Below are 23,073 nucleotides of genomic sequence, written 5' to 3'. Positions count from 1 at the left end.
CATTGGGAAAGATGCCGACAGGCGCATGGTCGCATCTGCCACGCCCTGAAATTCGAACAGTCGACGCGCTTTCCGGTTAACTGTTAGGCTGTTTTTTCTAACAGCAGCTGGACCCGCCATGCGCCCGCACAGCCTTCATGACCAGTTGAAACAGCGCCTCGAAGCCGGCGAATGGCTGCCCGGCCAGCGCATGCCGTCCATCCGCAAGCTGACGGCGGCGGCTGGCTGCAGCTACCACGATGTCGTCTCCAGCTATGCCCGGCTGGTCAGCGAAGGTGTGTTGACCGCCATTCCTGGCCGCGGCTACTTCGTCGCCAGCCACACACGGCAAACCAGCGCGGTGGATGCGCCCGCAGGCATGGCCGGCGACCCGCTGTTCAAGCTGCTGCAGGGGGGCCAGCACTACATCAAACTGGGCAGCGGCTGGCTGCCACCCGCCTGGCGTGACACCGAACTGCTGGCCAAGGCGATTCGGCGCACGGCGCGGCTGGAGCAGAGTTCGCTGGCGGAATATGGCGACATCCAGGGCTACCTGCCCATGCGCAAACAGCTGTGCGTGCACCTGAAACGCCTGACCCGTGTCGATGCCCGGCCAAGCCAGTTGCTGACTACGCTGGGCGCCACACAAGCGCTGGACCTGGTGGCGCGGTTGTTGATCAAGCCAGGCGATCACGTGTTCGTCGACGAGCCCGGCAACGGCAACCTGATCAAACTGATCCAGTTGGCCGGCGGCCACGTGGTCGGGGTGCGCCGAACCCAGGACGGACCAAGCGTGGAGGACATGAAGGAGCACCTGGCCAGGCACAAGGTGAAGGCGTTCTTCTGCAACAGCACCTTCCACAACCCGACCGGCGGCAACATCAGTCCGCACAATGCCTTCAGCGTCCTGCGCCTGGCGGTGGAACACGACTTCTTCGTGGTCGAGGACGATGTCTACGGCGACTTCAGCCCGGGTGTGCGCCAGACCTTTGCCGAACTGGACAACCTTGAGCGGGTCATCTACATCGGCAGCTTCTCGAAATGCCTGTCCGCTTCATTGCGCGTGGGCTACATCGCCTGCTCGGCAGAGCTGATAGAGCCGCTGACGCGCCTGAAGCTGCTGACCTGCGTGGCGGTGCCGGCGTTTTGCGAACGCTTCGTCAACACCATCTTGTCCGACGGCACCTATGCCCGGCACATGCAAGACCTGCAGCAGCGCCTGATCCGGCAGCAGGCGCAGACCCAGCAGTTGTTGCGGGCGCGTGGCTGGCAGTTCGACATAACGCCCCAAGGTGGCATGTTCCTGTGGGTCTACCACCCCGAACTGGCCGACCTGAAGCCCTTCATGCGTCGCCTGGAACAGCACAAGGTGCTATTGATGCCAGGCTCTGCCTTCGCCGTCAGCCGTGACTATCAACGCCTTGCTCGCATCAATTGCACGCACTTTTCCGACGCCGTGGCCGAACATTTCAAGGTTTGATTGCATGTCTTGATTTTTGAGGTGGCGCGCAAATCGAGCGCCGCCCGCGCGGCGCTTCGCAGCACAAGGCTGCTCCTACATCTGTTTCGGGCCAGTAATGCCTATGCCAGTGCACGCGACCGCCTTGTTCGTACAACGCGATATCGAGCCATGCGCCAAAGCGTTCGCGCACAAACCTCACAGGAATAATTGGCCTGAAACAAATGTAGGAGCAGCCTTGTGCTGCGAAGCGCCGCGCGGGCGGCGCTCGATCTGACAGGCACCATACACCCCACGCCAAGCACAAAAAATAAACCGCCCAGGGACCTTGCACGGCGCCTGCGCGCTCACTACCTTAGCGCCTTTCGAAACCCGCCACGCCTTGCAGGAGCCCTTGTCATGGCCGCCCCCGCCTTTCCTCCATTCCGCCCGCGGTTCGCAACCGCTGCCACGCTGCTCGGCATGCTCGTGCTGGCCGGCTGCCAGACGGGCGGCTACCAGGACAGCGTGCCGCCGACCAGCGGTGTGCAGCCACTCAAGGGCCTGGCGCAGAACGTCTCGGTACGGCGCAACGCAATGGGCGCACCACTGATCGAAAGCAGCAGCTTCCATGACGCCCTGTTCAGCCTGGGCTATGTGCATGCCGGCGACCGCATCGAGCAGATGGTCGCCATGCGCCTGCTGGCCCAGGGCCGCCTGGCAGAACTGGCCGGCAGCGACGCGCTGGACATCGACCGTTTGATGCGCGCGGCCAACCTCAAGCAGAGCGCCACCCAGCAGTACGCCGACGCCTCGCCACGGCTCAAGCGCTTCTTCGAAGTGTATGCACGCGGGGTCAACGCCTACCTGTTCCGCTACCGCGACAAGCTGCCCGCCGGCCTGGCCAACAGTGGCTACCGCCCCGAATACTGGAAGCCCGAAGACTCGGCGCTGATCTTCAGCCTGTATGCCTTCAGCCAGTCAGTGAACCTGCAGGAAGAACTGAGCGCCCTGACCCTGGCGCAGAAAGCCGGCAGCGACAAGCTGGCCTGGCTGCTGCCCGGAGCCCCGGACGAGCCGTTGGCCGAAGCCGAAGTGGACAAGCTCAAGGGCCTGAACCTGGCCAGCCAGTTGCCGGGGCTACCGGCCTTGGCAGCTGCCAGCCAGAAGCTGGCCGACCTCGACCTTTTGGGTAGCCCGGGTTCGGCCAACCTGGCCCTGGCGCCGCAGCGCAGCCGCAGTGGCAAGAGCCTGCTGGCCAGCGACAGCCGAGCCGCCTGGGCCCTGAGCCCGGTGCAGATCCACACCGGCAAGTATCAAGTCGCCGGCCTGTCGTTGCCCGGCCTGCCGATCGTGCTGGCCGGCTACAACGGCAAGCTGGCCTGGAGCACCAGCGCGGTCATGGCGGACAATCAGGATTTGTATCTGGAGCAACTGCGCCACCAGGGCAGCCAACTGAGCTACCTCGCCGACGGCAAATGGCTGCCGGCCCACGCCCGTAGCGAAACCTTCTTCGTCCGCGGCCAGCGCCCGCTGCGCGAGGTGTTGTACGACACCCGCCACGGCACCCTGCTGGCCCAGCCAGGCAATGCCAGCCTGGGCCTGGCGCTGAACCTGCCACAGTTCAAGGGCGACCGCAGCCTGGATGCGCTGTTCGACCTGACCCGTGCCAAGAGCGTGGAGCGTGCCTTCGACAGCACCCGTGAAGTGACCGCCGCCGCCCTCAACTTCGTCTTCGCCGAACCTGAGCACATCGGCTGGCAAGTCAGTGGCCGCTACCCCAACCGTCGCGAAGGCCAGGGCCTGCTGCCGTCGCCGGGCTGGGACGGGCGCTACGACTGGGACGGGTATGCCGACCCGATGCTGCACCCTTACGACCAGGACCCGCCCGCCGGCTGGATCGGCCACGCCAACCAGCGCAGCCTGCCGCGTGGCTATGGCATGCAGCTGTCCAGCACCTGGTACTACCCCGAGCGCGCCGAGCGCCTGGCCCAGCTGGCCGGCAATGGCCGCCACGACAGCCGCAGCCTGATGGCCCTGCAGAACGACCAGACCACCCTGCTGGCCGACAAGCTCAAGCAGATGTTCGACGCCCCGGGCATGGCCCAGCCGCTCAAGCAGGCGATCGACGCCCTGCCCGCCACACAGCGCGACAATGCCCGCGACGCGCTGGCCCGGCTCAAGGCCTTCGATGGCCGCCTGAGCCCGGTGTCGGCCGATGCCGCACTGTACGAACTGTTCCTCCAGGAAGTCGCCCGGCAAACCTTCCTCGACGACCTGGGCCCGGAATCCGGCCCGGCCTGGCAGGCCTTCGTCAGCAATGCGCGGTTGTCGTTCTCGGCGCAGGCTGACCACCTGCTGGGCCGCGACGACAGCCCGTTCTGGGATGACCGCAGCACCCCGCAGAAAGAAGACAAGCCGGCCATTCTCGCCCGCAGCCTGGCGGGCGCGGTGGATGCCGGCATCGCGCAACTGGGCGCCGACCGCCGCGCCTGGCAGTGGGGCAAGCTGCACCAGTACCGCTGGCCTGCACCGGCCTACCATGGTCTGGGCGATGCCCTCGGTCGCCCGCCGCTGGCTGCCGGTGGCGACTTCACCACCCTGGCCCTGACGCCATATGCCTGGGGCAGCGAATTCGACACCCGCCTGCCGGCCTCGGCACGGATGATCGTCGACTTCGGCCAGGCCGAGCCGTTGCAGGTGCTGACCAGCAGCGGGCAGTCCGGCAACCCGGCCAGCACGCATTACAGCGATGGGCTGGATGCCTGGTTCCAAGGGCGCTTCATGAGCCTGCCACTGCAGCAGCAGAACTTCGGGCGGGCGTATGGCAACCAGCGTTTGACGTTGGTACCTGGGAAATAAACAATGGCGCCTTTGTTGGGGCCACTTTGAGCCCCAACCATCTCCAGTCGAACTTCCCGCACCTACCATGGTTCCTAACTGGTAACCCAAGCCAGCGCCCATGCCATGGACCTCGTCATCGCCCGCCCCGAAGGCCTGTACTGTCCGCCAGGTGATTTCTACATCGACCCCTGGCGGCCGGTGGAGCGTGCCGTCATCACCCACGGCCACGGCGACCATGCCCGCGTCGGCAACCGCCATTACCTCACCGCCGCCCCAGGCGCCGGCATCCTGCGCAGCCGCCTGGGCCAGGACATCGACCTGCAAACCCTGCCGTACGGCGAACGCCTGCTGCACCATGGCGTAACCCTGAGCCTGCACCCGGCCGGGCATGTACTGGGCTCGGCGCAAGTGCGCCTGGAGTACCAGGGCGAGGTCTGGGTCGCCTCCGGCGACTACAAAGTGGAGCCCGACGGCACCTGCACGCCGTTCGAACCGGTGCGCTGCCACACGTTCATCACCGAATCGACCTTCGGCCTGCCCATCTACCGTTGGCCCAGCCAGGGCGAGATCTTCACCGGAATCAATACCTGGTGGCGCGCCAATAGCGAACAGCGCAAAGCCAGCGTGCTGTTCTGCTATGCCTTCGGCAAGGCCCAGCGAATCCTCCATGGGCTGGACGCCAACATTGGTCCTGTCCTCGTGCATGGCGCTGTCGAACCACTCAACCGGGTGTACCGGGACGCTGGCGTCTACCTTCCGCAAACCCGCTATGTCGGCGATATCCCACGCAACGACCCGCTGCTGCGCCAGGCACTGGTCCTGGCACCGCCTTCGGCGGGTGGCAGCAGCTGGATGCGCCGTTTCGGCGACTACAGCGATGCCTTTGCCAGTGGCTGGATGCTGTTGCGCGGCACCCGCCGCCGGCGCGGGGTAGACCGAGGCTTCGTGCTCTCGGACCATGCCGATTGGCCGGGGTTGCTCTGGGCCATCGGCCAGACTGGCGCAGAACGCGTGATGGTCACCCATGGCTCGGTCAATGTGCTGGTGCGCTACCTCATCGAACAAGGCCTCGATGCCCGCGCTTTCGTGACCGAGTACGGCGAGGAAGATGACGTGGTAGCCGCGGAGCCAGACGCATGAAAGCATTCGCCGAGCTGTACCTGAGGCTGGATGCGACTACCTCCAGCACTGCAAAGCTCACGGCGCTACGCGAATATTTCAGCACCGCCCCGGCTGGGGATGCCGCCTGGGCGGTGTACTTCCTGGCAGGTGGCCGCCCTCGCCAACTGGTGCCTACACGCGTGCTGCGGGAGCTGGCCGGCAGGTTGGCGGGGCTGCCTGACTGGCTTTTCGAGGAGTGCTACCAGGCCGTTGGCGACCTGGCCGAAACCATTTCCCTGCTGGTACCGGAAAGCCACCACCCTGGCGACGACGGCCTCGCCCGCTGGGTCGAAGCCCATCTGCTGCCATTGCGCGGCCTGCCAGTCGAGGAGATCCAGCAACGCCTGCCGCCTCTTTGGGCCCAGCTGGACCGCCCCAGCCTGATGCTTTGCCTGAAACTCATCACTGGCAGCTTTCGCGTGGGCGTATCGAAGCTGTTGGTCACTCGCGCCCTCGCGCAACTGGCCGGGCTGGATGCCAAATGCGTGGCCCAGCGCCTGGTTGGCTACACCGACATCAGCCACCGCCCGACGGCAGCCAGCTATCAACGGCTGATAGCCCCGGAATCAGACGATGAACATAGCTTGCGTGGCGGCCAGCCCTACCCGTTTTTCCTGGCCCACCCCCTGCAGGTATCAACCGAACAGCTAGATACACTGCTCGGGCCGCCGAGCGAATGGCAAATCGAGTGGAAATGGGACGGCATTCGTGCCCAGGTGGTCAAGCGCGAAGGCCAGCTGTGGGTCTGGTCGCGCGGTGAGGAACTGGTCACCGAACGCTTCCCCGAATTGCACAGCCTGGCGCAGACGTTACCCGACGGTGTCGTGCTCGATGGCGAGATCCTGGTTTGGAAACCTGGTGGCTCAGCGGCTGAGCTGGCCGTGCAGCCATTTGCCCTGTTGCAGCAGCGCCTGGGACGCAAGACCTTGGGCAAGAAGCTGCTGAGCGACGCACCGGTCGTGCTGCAGGCCTACGACCTGCTGGAATGGCGAGGCGAGGACTGGCGCAGCCGGCCGCAGCATGCACGCCGCCAGCAGCTGGAACACGTGCTTGAGGAGCACCCATTGGCCCCGGTGTTGCTCTCGCCTCTACTCGAAGGCCGGGACTGGGCCGACCTTGCCTGCCAGCGCGAACAGTCCCGCAGTCTGGGGGTGGAAGGGCTGATGCTGAAACAGCGCGAGGCCTTGTATGGCGTGGGGCGCACCAAGGACATGGGCACCTGGTGGAAGTGGAAGATCGACCCGTTCAGCGTCGATGCCGTGCTGATCTATGCCCAGCGCGGCCACGGCCGGCGGGCCAGCTTGTACAGCGACTACACCTTCGCCGTGTGGGACGCGCCAGCCGGTACGCCGGGTCGGGCACTGGTCCCCTTTGCCAAGGCCTATTCAGGGCTCAGTGACGAAGAAATGCGCAAGGTCGACGCCATCATCCGCAAGACCACGGTTGAAACCTTCGGGCCGGTGCGCAGCGTGACGCCGACGCTGGTGTTCGAGTTGGGCTTCGAGGGCATCGCCCTGTCCAGGAGGCACAAGAGCGGCATCGCCGTGCGCTTTCCGCGGATGCTGCGCTGGCGGCTGGACAAGCCAGTGGAAGAAGCGGATGACCTGGCTACATTGCAGGCGCTGCTGGCCTGAAACCATTTCGATACCGCGTTGGCTTTTTCGCGGGCTCGCCCGCTCCCACAGGTTCATCACAGGCCGGGAGGATTGTGAAGTTCCTTGTGGGAGCGGGCACGCCCGCGAAGAAGCCGACGGTAATCGGGGCGCAATCGAAGGAGGCGCAAGCCCGAAAACTGTGCTTCCATCTTTGTGCCGACTGTGTCGCAGACCGTTTTCGCCACGCACCCAGGACCACCATGCACCATTCAACTCACGACCTGCTCTCGCCCGTTCCGGGCATCACCCGCCAGTTGCACAGCTTCCACTTCGGACCTCGCGGTGGCGGCAAAGTCTATATCCAGGCCTCGCTGCATGCCGACGAGCTGCCCGGCATGCTGGTGGCCTGGCACCTCAAGCGCCGCCTGGGTGAACTGGAACAGCAAGGCCGCCTGCAGCGCGAGATCATCCTGGTGCCGGTGGCCAACCCGGTCGGCCTGGAACAGGTGCTGCTGGACGCGCCGCTGGGGCGTTTCGAACTGCAAAGCGGCGAGAACTTCAACCGTAACTTCGTCGATCTTTCCGACAGCATCGGCGACCAGATCGAAGAACACCTGACCGAAGACCCGGCACACAACCTCGCGCTGATCCGCGAATACCTGCGGCGGGGGCTGGACGCACACCCGGCGCGCACACCGCTGCAGGCCCAACGCCTGATATTGCAGCGCCTTGCCTGCGATGCCGACATGGTGCTGGACCTGCACTGCGACTTCGAGGCGGTCGAGCACCTGTACACCACGCCAGACGCCTGGCCGCAGATCGAACCTCTGGCCCGCTACCTGGGTGCCCAAGCCAGCCTGCTTGCCACCGACTCTGGCGGGCAGTCGTTCGATGAATGCTTCAGCCTGGTCTGGTGGCAGTTGCAGCAACGCTTCGGCAAACGGTTCCCGATTCCGCTGGGCTGCTGCTCGGTCACCGTCGAGCTGCGCGGCCAGGCCGATGTCAGCCACGACCTGGCCAGCAAGGACTGCCAGGCGATCCTCGACTTCCTTACCCATGCGGGGGTCATCGAAGGCGCAAGCCCGGCCCTGCCCTCCTTGCGCTGCCCGGCCACGCCGCTGGCCGCAGTAGAACCGGTGATAACGCCACTGGGCGGGTTGCTGGTGTACCACGCCCGGCCAGGCCAGCACCTGGAGGCGGGCCAGTTGATCGCTGAAGTCATCGACCCGCTCAGCGACCGGGTGACGGCCATCCACAACAGCCAGCCCGGCCTGCTGTATGCACGTAACGTACGGCGCATGGCTACCGCAGGCATGGTCATCGCCCACATCGCAGGCGAGCAGGTGTGCCGCAGCGGCTATCTGCTGGCAAACTGATCCGGTAAAACCATTGCGCCTGACTGGTTGTCTGTAGAAACACAGCCACCGAAGGACCCTATGCCCCATGCCCGCCGCCACCGACCTCGCCAAGGCCTGGTTCGCCAAGCGTGGCTGGAAGCCTTTCGCTTTCCAGCGCCGTGTCTGGGCCGCCGTGGAACGGGGCGAATCCGGCTTGCTGCATGCCAGTACCGGTGCCGGCAAGACCTACGCGGTATGGCTCGCCGCACTGAGGGCCTTCAAGGCCGAAGCCCAAGGGCGTCATGCAGCACCCTTGCAGGTGGTGTGGGTTACCCCCATGCGAGCCTTGGCCGCCGACACCGCCCGCGCACTGCAAATGCCGCTGGACGACCTGGGCCTGCCCTGGAGCGTGGGCATTCGCAGCGGCGACACCGGCAGTGCCGAACGTGCCCGGCAAGCACGGCGCCTGCCCAGCGTACTGGTCACTACCCCTGAAAGCCTTACGCTGCTGTTGACCCGGGCACAAGCTCGCGAAGACTTCGCCACACTGCGCCTGGTAGTGGTGGACGAATGGCACGAACTACTGGGCAACAAGCGTGGGGTACAACTGCAACTGGCTTTGGCCCGCCTGCGCCACTGGCACCCGAGCCTGCCGACGTGGGGCCTGTCCGCGACCCTCGGCAATCTCCAACATGCGCTGGACGTATTGCTGCCACAAGGCGGCCTGCTGGTACAAGGCCGACAGGACAAGCAGTTGCAGGTCGATACCCTGCTGCCAACGGCCATCGAGCGCTTCCCCTGGGCCGGGCACATGGGTTTGAAGATGCTCGATCAGGTCAGCCGGGAGATAGATGCCAGCACTAGTTGCCTTGTCTTCACCAACACTCGGGCGCAGGCCGAACTCTGGTACCAGGCCCTGCTCGAGGTACGCCCCGAGTGGGCCGGACTGATTGCCTTGCACCATGCCTCACTGGCCCGCGATACCCGTGACTGGGTCGAGCGCAGCCTCAAGCAAGGCAACCTGAAGGCAGTGATCTGCACCTCCAGCCTGGACCTGGGGGTGGACTTCCTGCCCGTGGAGCGAGTACTGCAGATCGGTTCCGCCAAGGGCATTGCCCGCCTCGTGCAACGGGCCGGGCGCTCCGGCCATGCGCCGGGGCGGCGCTCCCGGGTTACTCTGGTGCCCACCCACAGCCTGGAACTGGTGGAAGCAGCCGCCGCCAGGCACGCCCTGGCAGCCGGGCACATCGAAGCCCGGCATTCGCCGCGCTTGTGCATGGACGTGCTGGTGCAACACCTGGTCAGCATGGCCCTGGGCAGTGGCTTTCACCCGGAGCAGTTACTGGCCGAAGTGCGCAGCACCTGGGCCTTTCGCGAGTTGCGCGACAGCCAGTGGCTATGGGCGCTGGACTTCGTCTGCCATGGCGGCAGTTCACTCAGCGCCTACCCGGACTACCAGCGCGTCGAGCGCCAGGCCGACGGTGCTTACCGGGTTGCCAGCGAACGCCTGGCACGTCGCCACCGCATGAGTATCGGTACTATCGTCAGCGACGCCAGCCTGCAGCTCAAGTACTGGAGCAAGGGCGGCGGAGGCAAGGCGCTGGGCAGCGTCGAAGAGGCGTTCATTGCCCGTTTGCGCCCTGGCGATACCTTGGTGTTCGCCGGGCGAGTGCTGGAACTGGTGCGCGTGGAAAACATGACCGCCTACGTACGCCGCAGCACCGCGCGCAAGGCAGCGGTCGCTCGCTGGAATGGTGGCCGCATGCCGCTTTCCAGCGAACTGGCCGACGCACTGGTCGAGCAGCTTGGCGCAGCATCCCAAGGGTGCTACCAAGGCCCGGAGATGCGTGCAGTGCGCCCTCTGCTGACCTTGCAGGCGCTATGGTCGGCGCTGCCCACCCCCGGCACGCTGCTGGCCGAGACTTTCAAGTCGCGCCAAGGTTGGCACCTGTTCCTGTACCCGTTCGCCGGACGCATGGCCAACCTTGGCCTGGCCAACCTGATTGCCTGGCGAGTGAGCCGCGTGCAGCCGCTTTCGGTTTCGATTGCCGTCAATGACTACGGGTTCGAACTGCTCAGCCCGGGCAACGTGGACTGGGCAACGCATCTGCCACAGGCACTGGTTACCGACCACCTGCTGGAAGATGTGCTGGCCAGCCTCAATGCTGGAGAAATGGCATTGCGCCGTTTTCGCGAGATCGCGCAGATTGCCGGGCTGGTGTTTGGCGGGTATCCGGCGGCGCAGAAAAGCCTGAGGCAGATCCAGGCCTCCAGCGGTTTGTTCTATGAGGTATTTCGCAAGCACGACGCCGGCAACTTGCTGCTGGCTCAGGCACGGGACGAAGTGCTGAATGAGGAACTGGAGATCGAGCGGCTGCACCGTCAATTGCTGAAAATGGGGCAGTTACGGCTGGAGCTGCGCCAGCTTGAGCGGCCCGGGCCGTTGGCATTTGCCTTGCTGGTGGAAGGCATGCGCGAAACGTTGAGCACCGAGAAACTGGCGGACCGGATTGCCAGGATGGTCGCGGAACTGAACAGTGCGGCGGACGCTACGGAATGACCAACTTCCTATCCATCGAACACCATGGCCAGGTGCTCTGGCTGCTTTCGGACAAGGCCATCTACTGGCCAGCCCGTCGTGCCCTGCTGGTGGCCGACGTGCACATCGGCAAGGCAGCAAGCTATCGCGCCCTGCACCAACCGGTACCACGCGGCACCACCGAAGCGACACTCGAGCGCCTGGATGCATTGCTGGCCGCGCATGATTGCGAGCAACTGATCGTTCTTGGCGATTTCCTGCATGCCCGAACAGCGCGGGCGCCGGCAACGCTCACCAGGCTGCAGACATGGAGGGAACGGCACAAGGCCCTCAAAATCGTGCTGATACGCGGCAATCATGATCGCAACGCCGGTGATCCACCCGTGACGCTCGAAATAGAAGTGATGAACGAACCCTGGCTGCTTGAACCCTTCGCGCTCCAGCACGAACCCGAACCGCACCCCAGCCACCCGGTACTGGCAGGCCATGTACATCCGGTATTTGTACTGCGTGGCAAGGCTCGGCAACGCCTGCGACTGCCCTGCTTCCTGATCGATGGCCAGGTCAGCCTGTTGCCGGCGTTCGGTGAATTCACCGGGGGTTGGGAAATCGCGCCCACGAGCGCCAGCCGGGTGTACCTGGCAGGGGCAGACCGTGTCTGGGCGCTCTAGCGGAGTTAACTCAGGCTACAGGCGCCGGAGGAGGCTCATCAGGCAAGGTTGGCTCGCCCGGTTCCATGGGTGGTGTTTCACCGGGCTCCGGCGGTTGCGGGGTATCCGGGTCAGGCTGGTGGGGCACGCCGCCCGCCTGCATGGGCAGCGGGTGTGCCAGCAGTGACCATGGCAGCAACCCGACGTGATTGGGCTGCAGAACTGCCAGCTTGGCACTGATTGCGGGGTGGAGTTTCATTGGCTGCTCCTGACAAGGCCGCTGCGCATCATGCGCACCGGCGTTATCCAGTTGGAGTGCCAAAGGCGCGGGGAATTCCCCGCGCTCGTCGGCTCAGGTACGCGGCAGGGTGACGCCGCGTTGGCCCTGGTACTTGCCGCCACGGTCCTTGTACGACACTTCGCATTCTTCGTCGGACTGCAGGAACAGCATCTGGGCCACACCTTCGTTGGCGTAGATCTTCGCCGGCAGCGTGGTGGTGTTGGAGAACTCCAGTGTCACATGGCCTTCCCACTCGGGCTCGAGCGGGGTGACGTTGACGATGATGCCGCAACGGGCGTAGGTGCTCTTGCCCAGGCAGATGGTCAGCACATCACGCGGAATGCGGAAATACTCGACGGTGCGCGCCAGGGCGAAGGAGTTCGGCGGGATGATGCATACGTCGCTCTTGATGTCGACGAAACTGCCTGCATCGAAGTTCTTCGGGTCGACGGTGGCCGAGTTGATGTTGGTAAACACCTTGAATTCGTCGGCGCAGCGCACGTCGTAGCCGTAGCTGGAAACGCCGAAGGAGATCACCCGGCTGTCCTGTTCGCCGCGCACCTGGCGCTCGACGAACGGCTCGATCATGCCGTGTTCCTGCGCCATGCGGCGAATCCACTTGTCCGATTTGATGCTCATGGCGGGGTGTCCTGAAGAGTTGCGAGGTGAAAATTCGAGACGCGCATCTTACCGGTCCCGGCGCCCAGGTTAAAGTTCCATGCCTCATCCCGCGCCGGGCGGGGGCTTCAGCCGCCGTCGATCCGAATTTGCGTAAAGCGCCTTCTGACCATTGGCAGGTTGCGGAAAGTGGGGTAAGGTGGCGCCACTGTGCTGCACGTGACACCGAGAATCTCTAGTTTGATGCACGATCCTGATCGGCCCATCGCTGAATTTTCTGCTCTCTTTGCGCTCAGTCCCGGCCAGGGTTTTTCCTGACCGTTATCAAATTGTCCAAGGAGACAGAAAAATGTCCAACCGTCAATCCGGTGTTGTTAAGTGGTTCAACGATGAGAAAGGCTACGGCTTCATCACCCCTCAGTCGGGCGACGACCTGTTCGTGCACTTCAAAGCCATCCAAGCTGACGGCTTCAAAACCCTGAAAGAAGGCCAGGCTGTTACTTTCGTCGCTACCCGCGGCCAGAAAGGCATGCAGGCTGAAGAAGTTCAGATCGCCTAAGTCGATCGAAGCTTCCTAGCTTTCAAAAAACCCGCCTTCCGGCGGGTTTTTTTATGTCTGGCCGAAAGACCATGTCGCCTGCTTCGCGGGCTTGCCCGCTCCCACAGGTACAACACAAGCTTCAAATGCTGTGCAGTCCCTGTGGGAGCGGGCAAGCCCGCGAAGAGAGCGACGCGATCTGACAGGTCAATCTTCGCTGATGGTAATGCTTGGCATCGCCGGCGCAGCAGCTTCCTGCAGCACGATCCGCGCGCCCACCTGGCGGGCCAGCTCCTGATAGACCATCGCAATCTGGCTTTCCGGCTCGGCGATCGCCGTCGGCTTGCCACTATCGGCCTGCTCGCGAATCAGCATCGACAGCGGCAACGACGCCAACAGGTCGACGCCATACTGGCTCGCCAGCTTCTCGCCACCGCCTTCGCCGAACAGGTGCTCGGCATGGCCGCAGTTCGAGCAGATGTGCACGGCCATGTTCTCCACCACGCCCAGCACCGGGATGTTGACCTTGCGGAACATCTCCACGCCCTTCTTGGCATCCAGCAGGGCCAGGTCCTGCGGGGTGGTGACGATCACCGAACCGGCAACCGGTACCTTCTGCGCCAGGGTCAGCTGGATGTCTCCGGTGCCCGGCGGCATGTCGATCACCAGGTAATCCAGGTCGTCCCAGGCAGTCTGGGTCACCAGCTGCAGCAGCGCGCCGGAAACCATAGGGCCACGCCATACCATCGGCGTGTTGTCGTCGGTAAGGAACGCCATGGACATGACTTCCACGCCATGGGCCTTGATCGGCACGAACCACTTCTGCTCGCGAATTTGCGGGCGGGTGCCTTCGGCGATGCCGAACATCACGCCCTGGCTGGGGCCATAGATATCGGCATCGAGAATACCCACCCGCGCGCCCTCGCGAGCCAGCGCCAGGGCCAGGTTGGCCGCGGTGGTCGACTTGCCCACACCGCCCTTGCCCGAGGCCACGGCGATGATGTTCTTGACGTTGGCCATTGCCGGCACCTGAGCCTGGGCCTTGTGCGCAGCCACCGCGCAGTCGATCGACACCTGGGCACTGCTGACGCCCTCCAGGTTGCCGATGGCGGTCTGCAGCACCTGGGCCCAGCCGTTCTTGAACAGCCCTGCGGCATAACCCAGTTGCAATTGCACGCTGACCTGGCCGCCCTGGATATCGATTGCGCGCACACAGCCGGCGCTGATCGGGTCCTGGTTCAGGTAGGGGTCGGTGTACTGGCGAAGCACGCCTTCGACGGCGGCACGGGTGACGGCACTCATGGAGACTCCCAATGGCAAACTGAATGTAAAACAGACGCCTATCCTAACCCGTCAATCGTCAGCAGATGTGCATGCGGGGTGAAATATCTTCGCCAGCCCTTTATAGTGGCCGATCAACCTCATTTTTACCCCGTCGCCAGATAAGTAGCCGAGCCACCATGTCCGAGCCACGTCAGATTCTCGTCACCAGCGCCTTGCCCTATGCCAACGGATCGATCCACCTTGGCCATATGCTCGAGTACATTCAGACAGACATGTGGGTCCGCTTCCAGAAGCTGCGCGGCAACCAGTGCATCTACGTTTGCGCCGACGACGCCCACGGTTCGGCCATCATGCTGCGCGCCGAGAAAGAAGGCATCACCCCGGAACAGCTGATCGCCAACGTCCAGGCCGAACACAGCAGCGACTTCGCCGACTTCCTGGTGGACTTCGACAACTTCCACTCCACCCACAGCGAAGAAAACCGCGAGCTGTCGGGCCTGATCTACGCGCGCCTGCGAGACGCCGGGCACATCGCCACCCGTTCGGTAACCCAGTATTTCGACCCGGAAAAGGGCATGTTCCTCGCCGACCGCTTCATCAAGGGCACCTGCCCCAAGTGCGCGGCCGAAGACCAGTACGGCGACAACTGCGAGAAATGCGGCGCCACCTACGCGCCCACCGAGCTGAAGAACCCCAAGTCGGCCATCTCTGGTGCCACCCCGGTATTGCGTGATTCCCAGCACTTCTTCTTCAAGCTGCCGGACTTCCAGGCCATGCTGCAGCAGTGGACCCGTAGCGGCACGCTGCAGGACGCGGTAGCCAACAAGCTGGCCGAATGGCTGGACTCGGGCCTGCAGGAGTGGGACATCTCGCGCGACGCGCCGTACTTCGGCTTCGAGATCCCAGGCGAGCCAGGCAAGTACTTCTACGTGTGGCTGGATGCACCGATCGGCTACATGGCCAGCTTCAAGAACCTTTGTGCACGCCGCCCGGAGCTGGACTTCGACGCGTTCTGGAACGAAGGCTCCAAGGCCGAGCTGTACCACTTCATCGGCAAGGACATCGTCAACTTCCACGCCCTGTTCTGGCCAGCCATGCTCGAAGGCGCGGGCTTCCGCAAGCCGAGCGCGGTCAACGTGCACGGCTACCTGACCGTGAACGGCGCCAAGATGTCCAAGTCGCGCGGTACCTTCATCAAGGCCCGCACCTACCTCGACCACCTGCAGCCGGAATACCTGCGCTACTACTACGCCGCCAAGCTGGGCCGTGGCGTCGATGACCTGGACCTGAACCTGGAAGACTTCGTACAGAAGGTCAACTCCGACCTGGTTGGCAAGGTGGTTAACATCGCCAGCCGCTGCGCCGGTTTCATCCACAAGGGCAATGAAGGCGTGATGGTGGCTGGCGATGCTGCACCGGAGCTGACCGAAGCCTTCCTGGCGGCCGCCCCGTCGATCGCCGACGCCTATGAAGGCCGCGACTTCGGCCGTGCCATGCGCGAAATCATGGCGCTGGCCGACCGCGCCAACGCCTGGATCGCCGACAAGGCCCCATGGTCGCTGGCCAAACAGGAAGGCAAGCAGGATGAAGTTCAGGCCATCTGCGCCCAAGGCATCAACCTGTTCCGTCAGCTGGTGATCTTCCTCAAGCCGGTGCTGCCGGTACTGGCTGCCGACGCCGAGGCCTTCCTCAACGTGGCACCACTGACCTGGAACGACCACCTGTCGCGCCTGGAAAACCACCAATTGAACCCGTTCAAGGCGCTGATGAGCCGCATCGAACCGGCCAAGGTCGAAGCCATGGTCGCCGCCAGCAAGGAAGACCTGCTGGCCGCCGAAGCCAAGGCCCCGGCCGGCAATGGCGAGCTGGCCAAGGACCCGCTGTCGGCGGAAATCGAGTTCGACACCTTCGCTGCCGTCGATCTGCGCGTGGCACTGATCGTCAAGGCCGAGGCCGTACCGGGCGCGGACAAGCTGCTGCAACTGACCCTGGACATCGGTGACGAGCGCCGCAACGTGTTTTCCGGCATCAAGTCGGCGTACCCCGACCCGTCCCTGCTGGAAGGCCGGCTGACCATGATGGTGGCCAACCTCAAACCACGGAAGATGCGCTTTGGGGTGTCCGAAGGGATGGTCATGGCGGCCGGGCCTGGCGGTGAAGAGATCTACCTGCTGAGCCCGGACAGCGGTGCCAAGCCAGGCCAGCGCATCAAGTAACAAAACCTGCTGGACCTTGTGGGAGCGGGCGTGCCCGCGAAACTGACTACGCGGTGCATGGCACTGGCGTTGCCGGTGCTCGCGGGCACGCCCGCTCTCACAATGACTCCGGCACCTTGATGCCAAACCCGGACAATCGCCCCGATTCCCGGCTATCGTCATCTCATGAGCGACTACATCCTGGTACTGATCAGCGCTGCGCTGGTCAATCACCTGTGCCTGCAACAACAGCCATTCCCAAGGCTGCACCTCCACGTGCACGGCCTCGCCTGCGCACTGTGCATTGCCTTGGGCGTGATCGGCGCACAACTACTGGTGCGCGGGGTGCTTGCCCCACTGCAAGCCCAGGACCTTGCCCTGTTCCTGTTGTTGCCCTGGCTGGCCGTGCTTGCCTGGGGCGTACCATGGCTACTGACAAGATGGCGCCCGAGCTGGCCGGTGACGCAACTGCCCGCGCTGCTGTTGAGCAACGCGGTAGTACTGGGCTTGACCCTGCAACAGGCAAGCGACGAAAGCACATGGCTCGCTACCTTGCTGCAAGGCCTGCTGGCCGGCGGCGGCTTCTGGCTGGCGTTGGTGCTGTTCGCCGACCTGCGCCAGCGCAGCGCTCATGCCGACGTCCCCGGGGCAATGCGCGGCCTGCCCATCGAACTGCTTGGGGCCGGAGTAATGGCCATGGCGTTTTCCGGCTTCAACGGGCTGTTCGCCCAATGACCGCCAAGCCCGACCCGCGGCTACGCACCAGCATGGGCCTGGTGTTGCTGGCCTGCGTACCTGGCCTGCTGGCGCTGTTCTGGCTGCATGGCTGGAGTTTGCTACTGAACCTGTTGCTGTGCGCCAGCACCGCGCTGCTGTGCGAGGCGCTGTTGCTTACCTTGCGAGCACAACCGCTGCGCACGGCGCTGAACGACGGCAGCGCGCTGGTGACCGCCGTGCTGCTGGCCGCCGCCCTGCCCACCTTGGCACCCTGGTGGTTGCCGGTGGTCGCTACCAGCGTTGCCATCGGCATCGGCAAGCAGGCCTTTGGCGGGGTTGGGCGCAACCTGTTCAACCCGGCCATGGTCGGCTACGCCTTCGTGCTGCTGAGCTTCCCGTTGCAGATGAACCATTGGCCGGGGCCGGCACCAGGCCTGCTCGACAGCCTGCAGCTGGTGTTCGCCGGCGGCGAGCAGATCGATGCCTGGGCCAGGCCGACGCTGCTCGACGGCCTTCGCCACAACCACAGCCTGACCATCGATGAACTGTTCGCCGGTCACCCGGGCTTCGGCAGCATCGGTGGACGGGGCAGCGAATGGGTCAACCTGGCGTTCCTGCTGGGCGGCCTGTTCCTGCTGCAACGCAAGGTTATCAGTTGGCATGCGCCGGCCGGTCTGCTGGCTGGGTTGTTCCTGTTCAGCCTGCTGGGCTGGAATGGCTCGGGCTCGGACTCCAACGGCTCCCCCCTGGTGCACCTGTTCTCCGGCTCGACCATGATGGCGGCGTTCTTCATTGCCACCGAACCGGTGTCCGGGCCCCGGCAGGAGTGGGCGAAGCTGGGTTTCGGCCTGGGGGCGGGCCTGCTGATCTATCTGATCCGCACCTGGGGTAGCTACCCGGACGGTACAGCGTTCGCCGTCCTGCTCATGAACCTCATGGCGCCGAGCCTCGAACGCCTGGCTCTGCAGCGCCAGCAGGTTGCCCGATGAAGCGCCTGGTACGTGATGTGGGTTTGTTGCTCCTGACCGGAGCACTGGCGCTGTCGACCACTTTGGCCTGGCGGCACTGGACCAGCGCAGCCATCGCCGACGCCGAGAAGCAACTGAATAGCCGCCAGCGGCTGGCGGTGTTGCCAGAAGGCAGTTACGACAACCAACCTTTGGACAGCCCGTTGCCTAGGCCCGCCGCACAGCGGCCAAACAGCCGCATCCTGGCAGCTTACCGGGCAACGCTGGCGGGTAAACCGGCCGCCGTCATACTGGTCACAAAGGCCCAGGGCTATGCCGGGCCTATCGTGCTGAGCGTGGCCATCGCAGCGGACGGCCGACTGATCGGCAGCCAGGTGGTCGAGCAACAGGAAAGCCCTGGGCTGGGTGCACGCCTGGGTGATGCGCAGCTGAACTGGCTGGGGCAATTTGCCAACCGTCAGCTGGGCGACCACTGGGCAGTGAAGCGCGACCAGGGCGACTTTGACCAGTTGGCCGGCGCAACCGTGACCTCACGTGCAGTGATCGTCGCGCTACAGGAAGCGCTGAGCTACTTCGATGAGCAGCGCAGCGTATTGCTGGAGGGCGCCACGCATGAATAGGCTCTACCTGCTCGGCGCAAGCCTGGTGCCTCTGCTGGGCGCCACCCGAACACTGAGCGAAGGCGCCACCATAGGCGTGTGCGCAGTGCTGCTGAGCAGCCTTCACCAGCTATCAATGGCACCCCTGCGCCGACGGTCCGCCACCTGGACCTATGTACTGGCCAGCCTGCTGGTTCTGGCGGCCCTGGCCAGTTGCTTGCAACTGGCACTGCGTGCCTGGCTGCTGCCACTGGCACTCTCCCTCGGCCACTATCCCGCACTGCTGTGCCTGCAATGCCTGGCCATTGACTACCTGCTACCCGATCAAGGGCGCTGGCGCCTGCTCGCCGGCCACCTTTGCGCGCTGCTTGCCACATGCCTGCTGCTTGGTGCCAGCCGCCAATGGCTGGCCGACGGTATCGGCCTGCACCTGGCCAGCCTGGCCCCGGGCGCCTTGCTACTGCTCGGACTGCTGTTGGCCTTGTACAATCGCCTGCGTCCGGGCCCTGCCCAATCACGTCATCAAGGAAAGCTCTGATTTCATGAATGCCGCCAAACGCCTGGAGATCTTTCGCAGGCTGCACGAAGACAACCCCGACCCGAAGACCGAACTGGCGTACACCACCCCGTTCGAGTTGCTGGTCGCCGTGACACTGTCTGCGCAATCCACCGATGTCGGCGTCAACAAGGCCACCGCACGCCTGTTCCCGGTCGCCAACACCCCCGAGGCCATCTATGCGCTGGGCGTCGAAGGCCTGAGTGAGTACATCAAGACCATTGGCTTGTACAACAGCAAGGCGAAGAACGTTATCGAAGCCTGCCGGCTGCTGATCGAACGCCATGACAGCCAGGTCCCGCAGACTCGCGAAGCCCTGGAGGCGCTACCCGGCGTTGGCCGCAAGACCGCCAACGTAGTGCTCAACACAGCGTTCCGCCAGCCGACCATGGCGGTGGATACCCATATCTTCCGGGTCAGCAACCGTACGGGCATTGCGCCAGGCAAGACGGTGCTGGAAGTGGAGAAAAAGCTGATCAAGTTCGTGCCAAAGGATTACCTGCTCGACGCCCACCACTGGCTGATCCTGCACGGGCGCTATGTGTGCCAGGCACGCAAGCCACGCTGCGGCAGTTGCCGGATTGAAGACTTGTGCGAGTACAAGCACAAGACCTCCGACGATTGAGTCGATAGCTCGAAACCACACACTGCGATTGAAAAAATCTTTTTTACCAGCGTCTGCTTTCTGGTTATAAGGACGGCCAATGGCCCCTTGGCTTGGAGCGACTCATGAGTAGCGATAAAGACGACCTGTCGATCGAAGATGATTTTGTTGCCGCAGATGACGAAGCGGAACCCCAGGTGGAAACCGCAAAGACCAACCTGAGCAAGCGCCGCACCATCGACAATATGCTGGAGGAAAGGCGCCTGCAGAAGCAGTTGGCCGACTTCGACTACGATCTGTAACCTTGGCAAAGCCTCCTGGCTGGAGGCTTTACGGCCTTGGCGATCAGCTCAACCCTTGCCGTTGCGCCAGCTCGATCAAGTCGACCAGCGACCGTGCATTGAGCTTGAGCAACAGGCGCGACTTGTAGGTACTGACCGTCTTGTTGCTGAGGAACATGCTGTCGGCAATTTCCTTGTTGGAACGCCCTCGCGCCAGCTGCTGCAACACGGTCATCTCCCGTGCCGAGAGGCGGTTGACCATGTCCGTCTCGCTCCCCCCCCTTCCACGTGATACATGCAGGGCCTGGTTGGGGAAGTAGCTGTAGCCCGACAGTACGGCCTTGATGGCGCTCAGCAGTTCGGTGAGTTCCTGCTGCTTGCACACATACCCCGCCGCCCCCGCCTGCATGCAGCGCATCGAGAAGTTGCCGGGGGCCTGCGATGTCAGCACCAGCACCTTGCTGCCCGGACTGAAGGCCGTCATGCGGGTGATTACTTCCAGGCCATCCAGCTTGGGGATGCCGATATCGAGCACCACGATATCCGGCAGGTGTTGCCGTGTCAGTTGCAGCGCAGCCACTCCGTTGTCGGTTTCCGCCACGACGTCATACCCATGCCGCTCCATCAGCATGCGTACGGCCAGGCGTATGACCGGATGATCATCCACGATAAGCACTTTATTCATGCGATATCCATTCATTGCTTTTGCTTTGGCCCGCCAAGATAACCTACAGAGCGCCTGCTGGCGCGGTGATTTACCGGCGAAATATATGAACAGATGGAACCTACAACACTTACAGAAATTTCCTACACTCAACTGATGTACTTGTAACAATCAAATTCCCTGTTACCGAATGAACGGTATCACCGGCCTGTAAAAGTGCACCAGTTGAAAACCGGCCGATACCTCGGGAAATATTCAATTCAAATGCCTGAACAGGCAACGCCACCAGGATTTCGAGCGATTATTCTCACCCGGGAAACAATCCAGTCTTTAGTTGAGCAGCGCCGTAAGGCAAAGATGTGCAAAATCGCTGGAGACGACCCATATGCACCAAGTACAACCTGTCGCCCCGCTGACGATCATTGCCATCTTCGCAGGGATTATCGAAGCCTCCGCCCTTGCCACATTGCCGTTTCTCAGCGAGTCCAGTCAAAAGCTCTATACTTGGTTCCTGGTGGGCTTCCCATTCTTCCTGACGGCACTGTTCTTCCTCACGCTAAACTTCAATTACAAGTCGTTCTACGACCCGTCGCCAAACAGGACGCCAAACGACAACACATCGACACCGAGTGATGTGGCAAAGCATGCAATTCCCGGTAGTACCGGCGAAGCGCTGCAGGGCGAGCCTGTCACGTTCATGTTTTCCGGCCCCGATGCCTATCGCATGATGGAGCAGCAATTGCTGTCCGCCCTCGCCCAACCGCCTCAGCAATCTCGCACCTGGCGCTTTTGCAACCTGGACAGACGCCAGTGCGCGCAACTATCGATCAGCGCGCTTGATGAACAGGTGGCAAACGACGGCCACTGATTCCACAGAAAAAAAAACCCCGGCCTGAGCCGGGGTTCTTGCTGCACATGACGGCAATCAGAGCAGCGAGCGGCCCTTGTTGGCAGCAATGCGCATACGCAGGGCGTTGAGCTTGATGAAGCCAGCTGCATCCGCCTGGTTGTAGGCGCCGCCATCTTCCTCGAAGGTAGCGATGTTGGCGTCGAACAGCGAGTCGTCCGACTTGCGGCCGACAACGGTGACGTTGCCCTTGTACAGCTTCAGGCGTACCACGCCGTTCACGTTGACCTGCGAAGCGTCGATCATCTGTTGCAGCATCAGACGCTCCGGGCTCCACCAGTAGCCGGTGTAGATCAGGCTGGCGTACTTCGGCATCAGCTCATCCTTCAGGTGAGCGACTTCGCGGTCCAGGGTGATCGACTCGATGGCACGGTGGGCCTTGAGCATGATGGTGCCACCAGGGGTCTCGTAGCAACCGCGCGACTTCATGCCGACGTAACGGTTCTCGACGATATCCAGACGGCCGATGCCATTGGCACCACCGATACGGTTCAGGTCGGCCAGGACGGTGGCCGGAGTCTTCTCGACACCGTCGATGGCAACGATGTCACCGTTGCGGTAGGTCAGCTCGATGTAGGTAGCCTGATCCGGGGCGTTCTCAGGCGAGACACTCCAGCGCCACATGTCTTCTTCGTGCTCGGTCCAGGTATCTTCCAGGACACCGCCTTCGTAGGAGATGTGCAGCAGGTTGGCGTCCATCGAGTACGGCGACTTCTTCTTGCCGTGGCGCTCGATCGGGATGCCGTGCTTCTCGGCGTAGTCCATCAGCTTCTCGCGGGACAGCAGGTCCCACTCACGCCATGGGGCGATTACCTTGACGCCTGGCTTCAGCGCGTAGGCACCCAATTCGAAACGCACCTGGTCGTTGCCTTTGCCGGTGGCGCCGTGGGAAATGGCGTCGGCGCCGGTTTCGTTGGCAATTTCGATCAGGCGCTTGGCGATCAGCGGACGGGCGATGGAAGTACCCAGCAGGTACTCGCCCTCGTAGACGGTGTTGGCGCGGAACATCGGGAACACGAAATCACGCACGAATTCTTCGCGCAGGTCGTCGATGTAGATCTCTTTAACGCCCATTGCCTGGGCCTTGGCACGAGCCGGCTCGACCTCTTCGCCCTGCCCCAGGTCAGCGGTGAAGGTCACCACTTCGCAGTTGTAGGTATCCTGCAGCCACTTGAGAATCACCGAAGTATCAAGGCCGCCGGAATACGCCAGTACGACCTTTTTTACGTCCGCCATGCCATCACTCCACGGGGTTGTACGGAAAGGGATCGATTCTAACGACGTTACGGATAAATTTACAGTGGGGCGACAGCTTCTGA

General features: G+C 63.3%; 21 protein-coding genes. 16 read left to right on the top strand and 5 right to left on the bottom strand.

Annotated elements, in window-relative coordinates; all coding sequences use genetic code 11:
• Positions 1-118 precede the first annotated feature (118 nt).
• From ACLCGK_RS25525 to pdeM, 7 genes are all read left to right on the top strand, one after another.
• On the top strand, positions 119-1,459 hold the full coding sequence (locus ACLCGK_RS25525; protein ID WP_410953227.1) for a PLP-dependent aminotransferase family protein: 1,341 nt from the start codon (positions 119-121) through the stop codon (positions 1,457-1,459).
• Positions 1,460-1,837: 378 nt separating this feature from the next.
• Entirely contained in the window at positions 1,838-4,279 is a 2,442-nt protein-coding gene (locus ACLCGK_RS25520) for a penicillin acylase family protein (protein ID WP_410953226.1), read from the top strand.
• A gap of 105 nt (positions 4,280-4,384) precedes the next feature.
• Complete coding sequence (locus tag ACLCGK_RS25515; protein ID WP_410953225.1) at positions 4,385-5,401, top strand: ligase-associated DNA damage response exonuclease; 1,017 nt, start codon at positions 4,385-4,387, stop codon at positions 5,399-5,401.
• Positions 5,398-7,056: an ATP-dependent DNA ligase gene (locus tag ACLCGK_RS25510; RefSeq protein ID WP_410953224.1), complete on the top strand. Its 1,659-nt coding sequence runs from the start codon at positions 5,398-5,400 to the stop codon at positions 7,054-7,056. The genes ACLCGK_RS25515 and ACLCGK_RS25510 overlap by 4 nt, the downstream gene beginning before the upstream one ends.
• A 221-nt stretch (positions 7,057-7,277) precedes the next feature.
• Positions 7,278-8,393, top strand: coding sequence for a succinylglutamate desuccinylase/aspartoacylase family protein (locus tag ACLCGK_RS25505; protein WP_410953223.1), 1,116 nt, complete (start codon positions 7,278-7,280; stop codon positions 8,391-8,393).
• Positions 8,394-8,460: 67 nt separating this feature from the next.
• Positions 8,461-10,914, top strand: a complete 2,454-nt coding sequence (locus ACLCGK_RS25500) for a ligase-associated DNA damage response DEXH box helicase (protein ID WP_410953222.1) — start codon at positions 8,461-8,463, stop codon at positions 10,912-10,914.
• Entirely contained in the window at positions 10,911-11,564 is a 654-nt protein-coding gene (pdeM, locus tag ACLCGK_RS25495) for a ligase-associated DNA damage response endonuclease PdeM (RefSeq protein ID WP_085614200.1), read from the top strand. Before ACLCGK_RS25500 ends, pdeM begins: the two co-directional genes overlap by 4 nt.
• A gap of 10 nt (positions 11,565-11,574) precedes the next feature.
• Here the strand turns inward: pdeM and ACLCGK_RS25490 are convergent, their stop codons facing one another.
• Both ACLCGK_RS25490 and dcd read right to left on the bottom strand, forming a co-directional pair.
• A complete protein-coding gene (locus tag ACLCGK_RS25490; protein ID WP_046614742.1) occupies positions 11,575-11,802 on the bottom strand; it encodes a hypothetical protein in 228 nt (75 codons plus the stop codon).
• Positions 11,803-11,895: 93 nt separating this feature from the next.
• Positions 11,896-12,462: a dCTP deaminase gene (dcd, locus tag ACLCGK_RS25485; RefSeq protein WP_003258001.1), complete on the bottom strand. Its 567-nt coding sequence runs from the start codon at positions 12,460-12,462 to the stop codon at positions 11,896-11,898.
• Positions 12,463-12,790: 328 nt separating this feature from the next.
• Between dcd and ACLCGK_RS25480 the strand changes: the two genes are divergently transcribed.
• Positions 12,791-13,000 carry a cold-shock protein gene (locus tag ACLCGK_RS25480; protein ID WP_003254922.1) on the top strand — a complete coding sequence of 70 codons (210 nt, stop codon included), beginning with the start codon at positions 12,791-12,793 and terminating at the stop codon, positions 12,998-13,000.
• 186 nt (positions 13,001-13,186) lie between these two features.
• On the opposite strand, the gene apbC is transcribed toward ACLCGK_RS25480, so the two are convergent.
• Positions 13,187-14,281 (bottom strand): iron-sulfur cluster carrier protein ApbC, encoded by a 1,095-nt coding sequence (apbC, locus tag ACLCGK_RS25475; RefSeq protein WP_410953221.1) that lies wholly within the window; start codon positions 14,279-14,281, stop codon positions 13,187-13,189.
• A 158-nt stretch (positions 14,282-14,439) separates the two neighbouring features.
• On the opposite strand from apbC, the gene metG reads away from it, so the two are divergent.
• From metG to ACLCGK_RS25440, 7 genes are all read left to right on the top strand, one after another.
• Positions 14,440-16,479, top strand: a complete 2,040-nt coding sequence (gene metG / locus ACLCGK_RS25470) for a methionine--tRNA ligase (RefSeq protein ID WP_410953220.1) — start codon at positions 14,440-14,442, stop codon at positions 16,477-16,479.
• 165 nt (positions 16,480-16,644) lie between these two features.
• Entirely contained in the window at positions 16,645-17,193 is a 549-nt protein-coding gene (locus ACLCGK_RS25465; RefSeq protein ID WP_015271556.1) for an Rnf-Nqr domain containing protein, read from the top strand.
• A complete protein-coding gene (locus tag ACLCGK_RS25460) occupies positions 17,190-18,164 on the top strand; it encodes an RnfABCDGE type electron transport complex subunit D (protein WP_013973950.1) in 975 nt (324 codons plus the stop codon). Before ACLCGK_RS25465 ends, ACLCGK_RS25460 begins: the two co-directional genes overlap by 4 nt.
• Entirely contained in the window at positions 18,161-18,763 is a 603-nt protein-coding gene (locus ACLCGK_RS25455) for an RnfABCDGE type electron transport complex subunit G (RefSeq protein WP_309669687.1), read from the top strand. The genes ACLCGK_RS25460 and ACLCGK_RS25455 overlap by 4 nt, the downstream gene beginning before the upstream one ends.
• Positions 18,756-19,280, top strand: a complete 525-nt coding sequence (locus ACLCGK_RS25450; protein ID WP_410953219.1) for an NADH:quinone oxidoreductase — start codon at positions 18,756-18,758, stop codon at positions 19,278-19,280. Before ACLCGK_RS25455 ends, ACLCGK_RS25450 begins: the two co-directional genes overlap by 8 nt.
• A gap of 4 nt (positions 19,281-19,284) precedes the next feature.
• Entirely contained in the window at positions 19,285-19,923 is a 639-nt protein-coding gene (gene nth / locus ACLCGK_RS25445; protein WP_013973953.1) for an endonuclease III, read from the top strand.
• Positions 19,924-20,027: 104 nt separating this feature from the next.
• Positions 20,028-20,204, top strand: a complete 177-nt coding sequence (locus ACLCGK_RS25440) for a PA3496 family putative envelope integrity protein (RefSeq protein ID WP_003258006.1) — start codon at positions 20,028-20,030, stop codon at positions 20,202-20,204.
• A gap of 43 nt (positions 20,205-20,247) precedes the next feature.
• On the opposite strand, the gene ACLCGK_RS25435 is transcribed toward ACLCGK_RS25440, so the two are convergent.
• Positions 20,248-20,868: a response regulator transcription factor gene (locus ACLCGK_RS25435; protein WP_015271559.1), complete on the bottom strand. Its 621-nt coding sequence runs from the start codon at positions 20,866-20,868 to the stop codon at positions 20,248-20,250.
• Positions 20,869-21,232: 364 nt separating this feature from the next.
• On the opposite strand from ACLCGK_RS25435, the gene ACLCGK_RS25430 reads away from it, so the two are divergent.
• Positions 21,233-21,715, top strand: a complete 483-nt coding sequence (locus ACLCGK_RS25430; RefSeq protein WP_013973955.1) for a hypothetical protein — start codon at positions 21,233-21,235, stop codon at positions 21,713-21,715.
• A gap of 57 nt (positions 21,716-21,772) precedes the next feature.
• Here the strand turns inward: ACLCGK_RS25430 and ACLCGK_RS25425 are convergent, their stop codons facing one another.
• Positions 21,773-22,990 (bottom strand): argininosuccinate synthase, encoded by a 1,218-nt coding sequence (locus tag ACLCGK_RS25425; RefSeq protein ID WP_013973956.1) that lies wholly within the window; start codon positions 22,988-22,990, stop codon positions 21,773-21,775.
• Positions 22,991-23,073 lie beyond the last annotated feature (83 nt).

The sequence above is a fragment of the Pseudomonas sp. S1(2024) genome, assembly GCF_046557535.1.
The sequence above is the reverse complement of the archived record's forward strand: the minus strand, read 5'-3'. Positions and strand labels throughout refer to the sequence as shown.

Bases quoted from the DNA above. Each gene is read 5' to 3' on its own strand.
- ACLCGK_RS25525 (WP_410953227.1), top strand. From the start codon at position 119: ATGCGCCCGCACAGCCTTCATGACCAGTTGAAACAGCGCCTCGAAGCC.
- ACLCGK_RS25520 (WP_410953226.1), top strand. From the start codon at position 1,838: ATGGCCGCCCCCGCCTTTCCTCCATTCCGCCCGCGGTTCGCAACCGCT.
- ACLCGK_RS25515 (WP_410953225.1), top strand. From the start codon at position 4,385: ATGGACCTCGTCATCGCCCGCCCCGAAGGCCTGTACTGTCCGCCAGGT.
- ACLCGK_RS25510 (WP_410953224.1), top strand. From the start codon at position 5,398: ATGAAAGCATTCGCCGAGCTGTACCTGAGGCTGGATGCGACTACCTCC.
- ACLCGK_RS25505 (WP_410953223.1), top strand. From the start codon at position 7,278: ATGCACCATTCAACTCACGACCTGCTCTCGCCCGTTCCGGGCATCACC.
- ACLCGK_RS25500 (WP_410953222.1), top strand. From the start codon at position 8,461: ATGCCCGCCGCCACCGACCTCGCCAAGGCCTGGTTCGCCAAGCGTGGC.
- pdeM (WP_085614200.1), top strand. From the start codon at position 10,911: ATGACCAACTTCCTATCCATCGAACACCATGGCCAGGTGCTCTGGCTG.
- ACLCGK_RS25490 (WP_046614742.1), bottom strand. From the start codon at position 11,802: ATGAAACTCCACCCCGCAATCAGTGCCAAGCTGGCAGTTCTGCAGCCC.
- dcd (WP_003258001.1), bottom strand. From the start codon at position 12,462: ATGAGCATCAAATCGGACAAGTGGATTCGCCGCATGGCGCAGGAACAC.
- ACLCGK_RS25480 (WP_003254922.1), top strand. From the start codon at position 12,791: ATGTCCAACCGTCAATCCGGTGTTGTTAAGTGGTTCAACGATGAGAAA.
- apbC (WP_410953221.1), bottom strand. From the start codon at position 14,281: ATGAGTGCCGTCACCCGTGCCGCCGTCGAAGGCGTGCTTCGCCAGTAC.
- metG (WP_410953220.1), top strand. From the start codon at position 14,440: ATGTCCGAGCCACGTCAGATTCTCGTCACCAGCGCCTTGCCCTATGCC.
- ACLCGK_RS25465 (WP_015271556.1), top strand. From the start codon at position 16,645: ATGAGCGACTACATCCTGGTACTGATCAGCGCTGCGCTGGTCAATCAC.
- ACLCGK_RS25460 (WP_013973950.1), top strand. From the start codon at position 17,190: ATGACCGCCAAGCCCGACCCGCGGCTACGCACCAGCATGGGCCTGGTG.
- ACLCGK_RS25455 (WP_309669687.1), top strand. From the start codon at position 18,161: ATGAAGCGCCTGGTACGTGATGTGGGTTTGTTGCTCCTGACCGGAGCA.
- ACLCGK_RS25450 (WP_410953219.1), top strand. From the start codon at position 18,756: ATGAATAGGCTCTACCTGCTCGGCGCAAGCCTGGTGCCTCTGCTGGGC.
- nth (WP_013973953.1), top strand. From the start codon at position 19,285: ATGAATGCCGCCAAACGCCTGGAGATCTTTCGCAGGCTGCACGAAGAC.
- ACLCGK_RS25440 (WP_003258006.1), top strand. From the start codon at position 20,028: ATGAGTAGCGATAAAGACGACCTGTCGATCGAAGATGATTTTGTTGCC.
- ACLCGK_RS25435 (WP_015271559.1), bottom strand. From the start codon at position 20,868: ATGAATAAAGTGCTTATCGTGGATGATCATCCGGTCATACGCCTGGCC.
- ACLCGK_RS25430 (WP_013973955.1), top strand. From the start codon at position 21,233: ATGCACCAAGTACAACCTGTCGCCCCGCTGACGATCATTGCCATCTTC.
- ACLCGK_RS25425 (WP_013973956.1), bottom strand. From the start codon at position 22,990: ATGGCGGACGTAAAAAAGGTCGTACTGGCGTATTCCGGCGGCCTTGAT.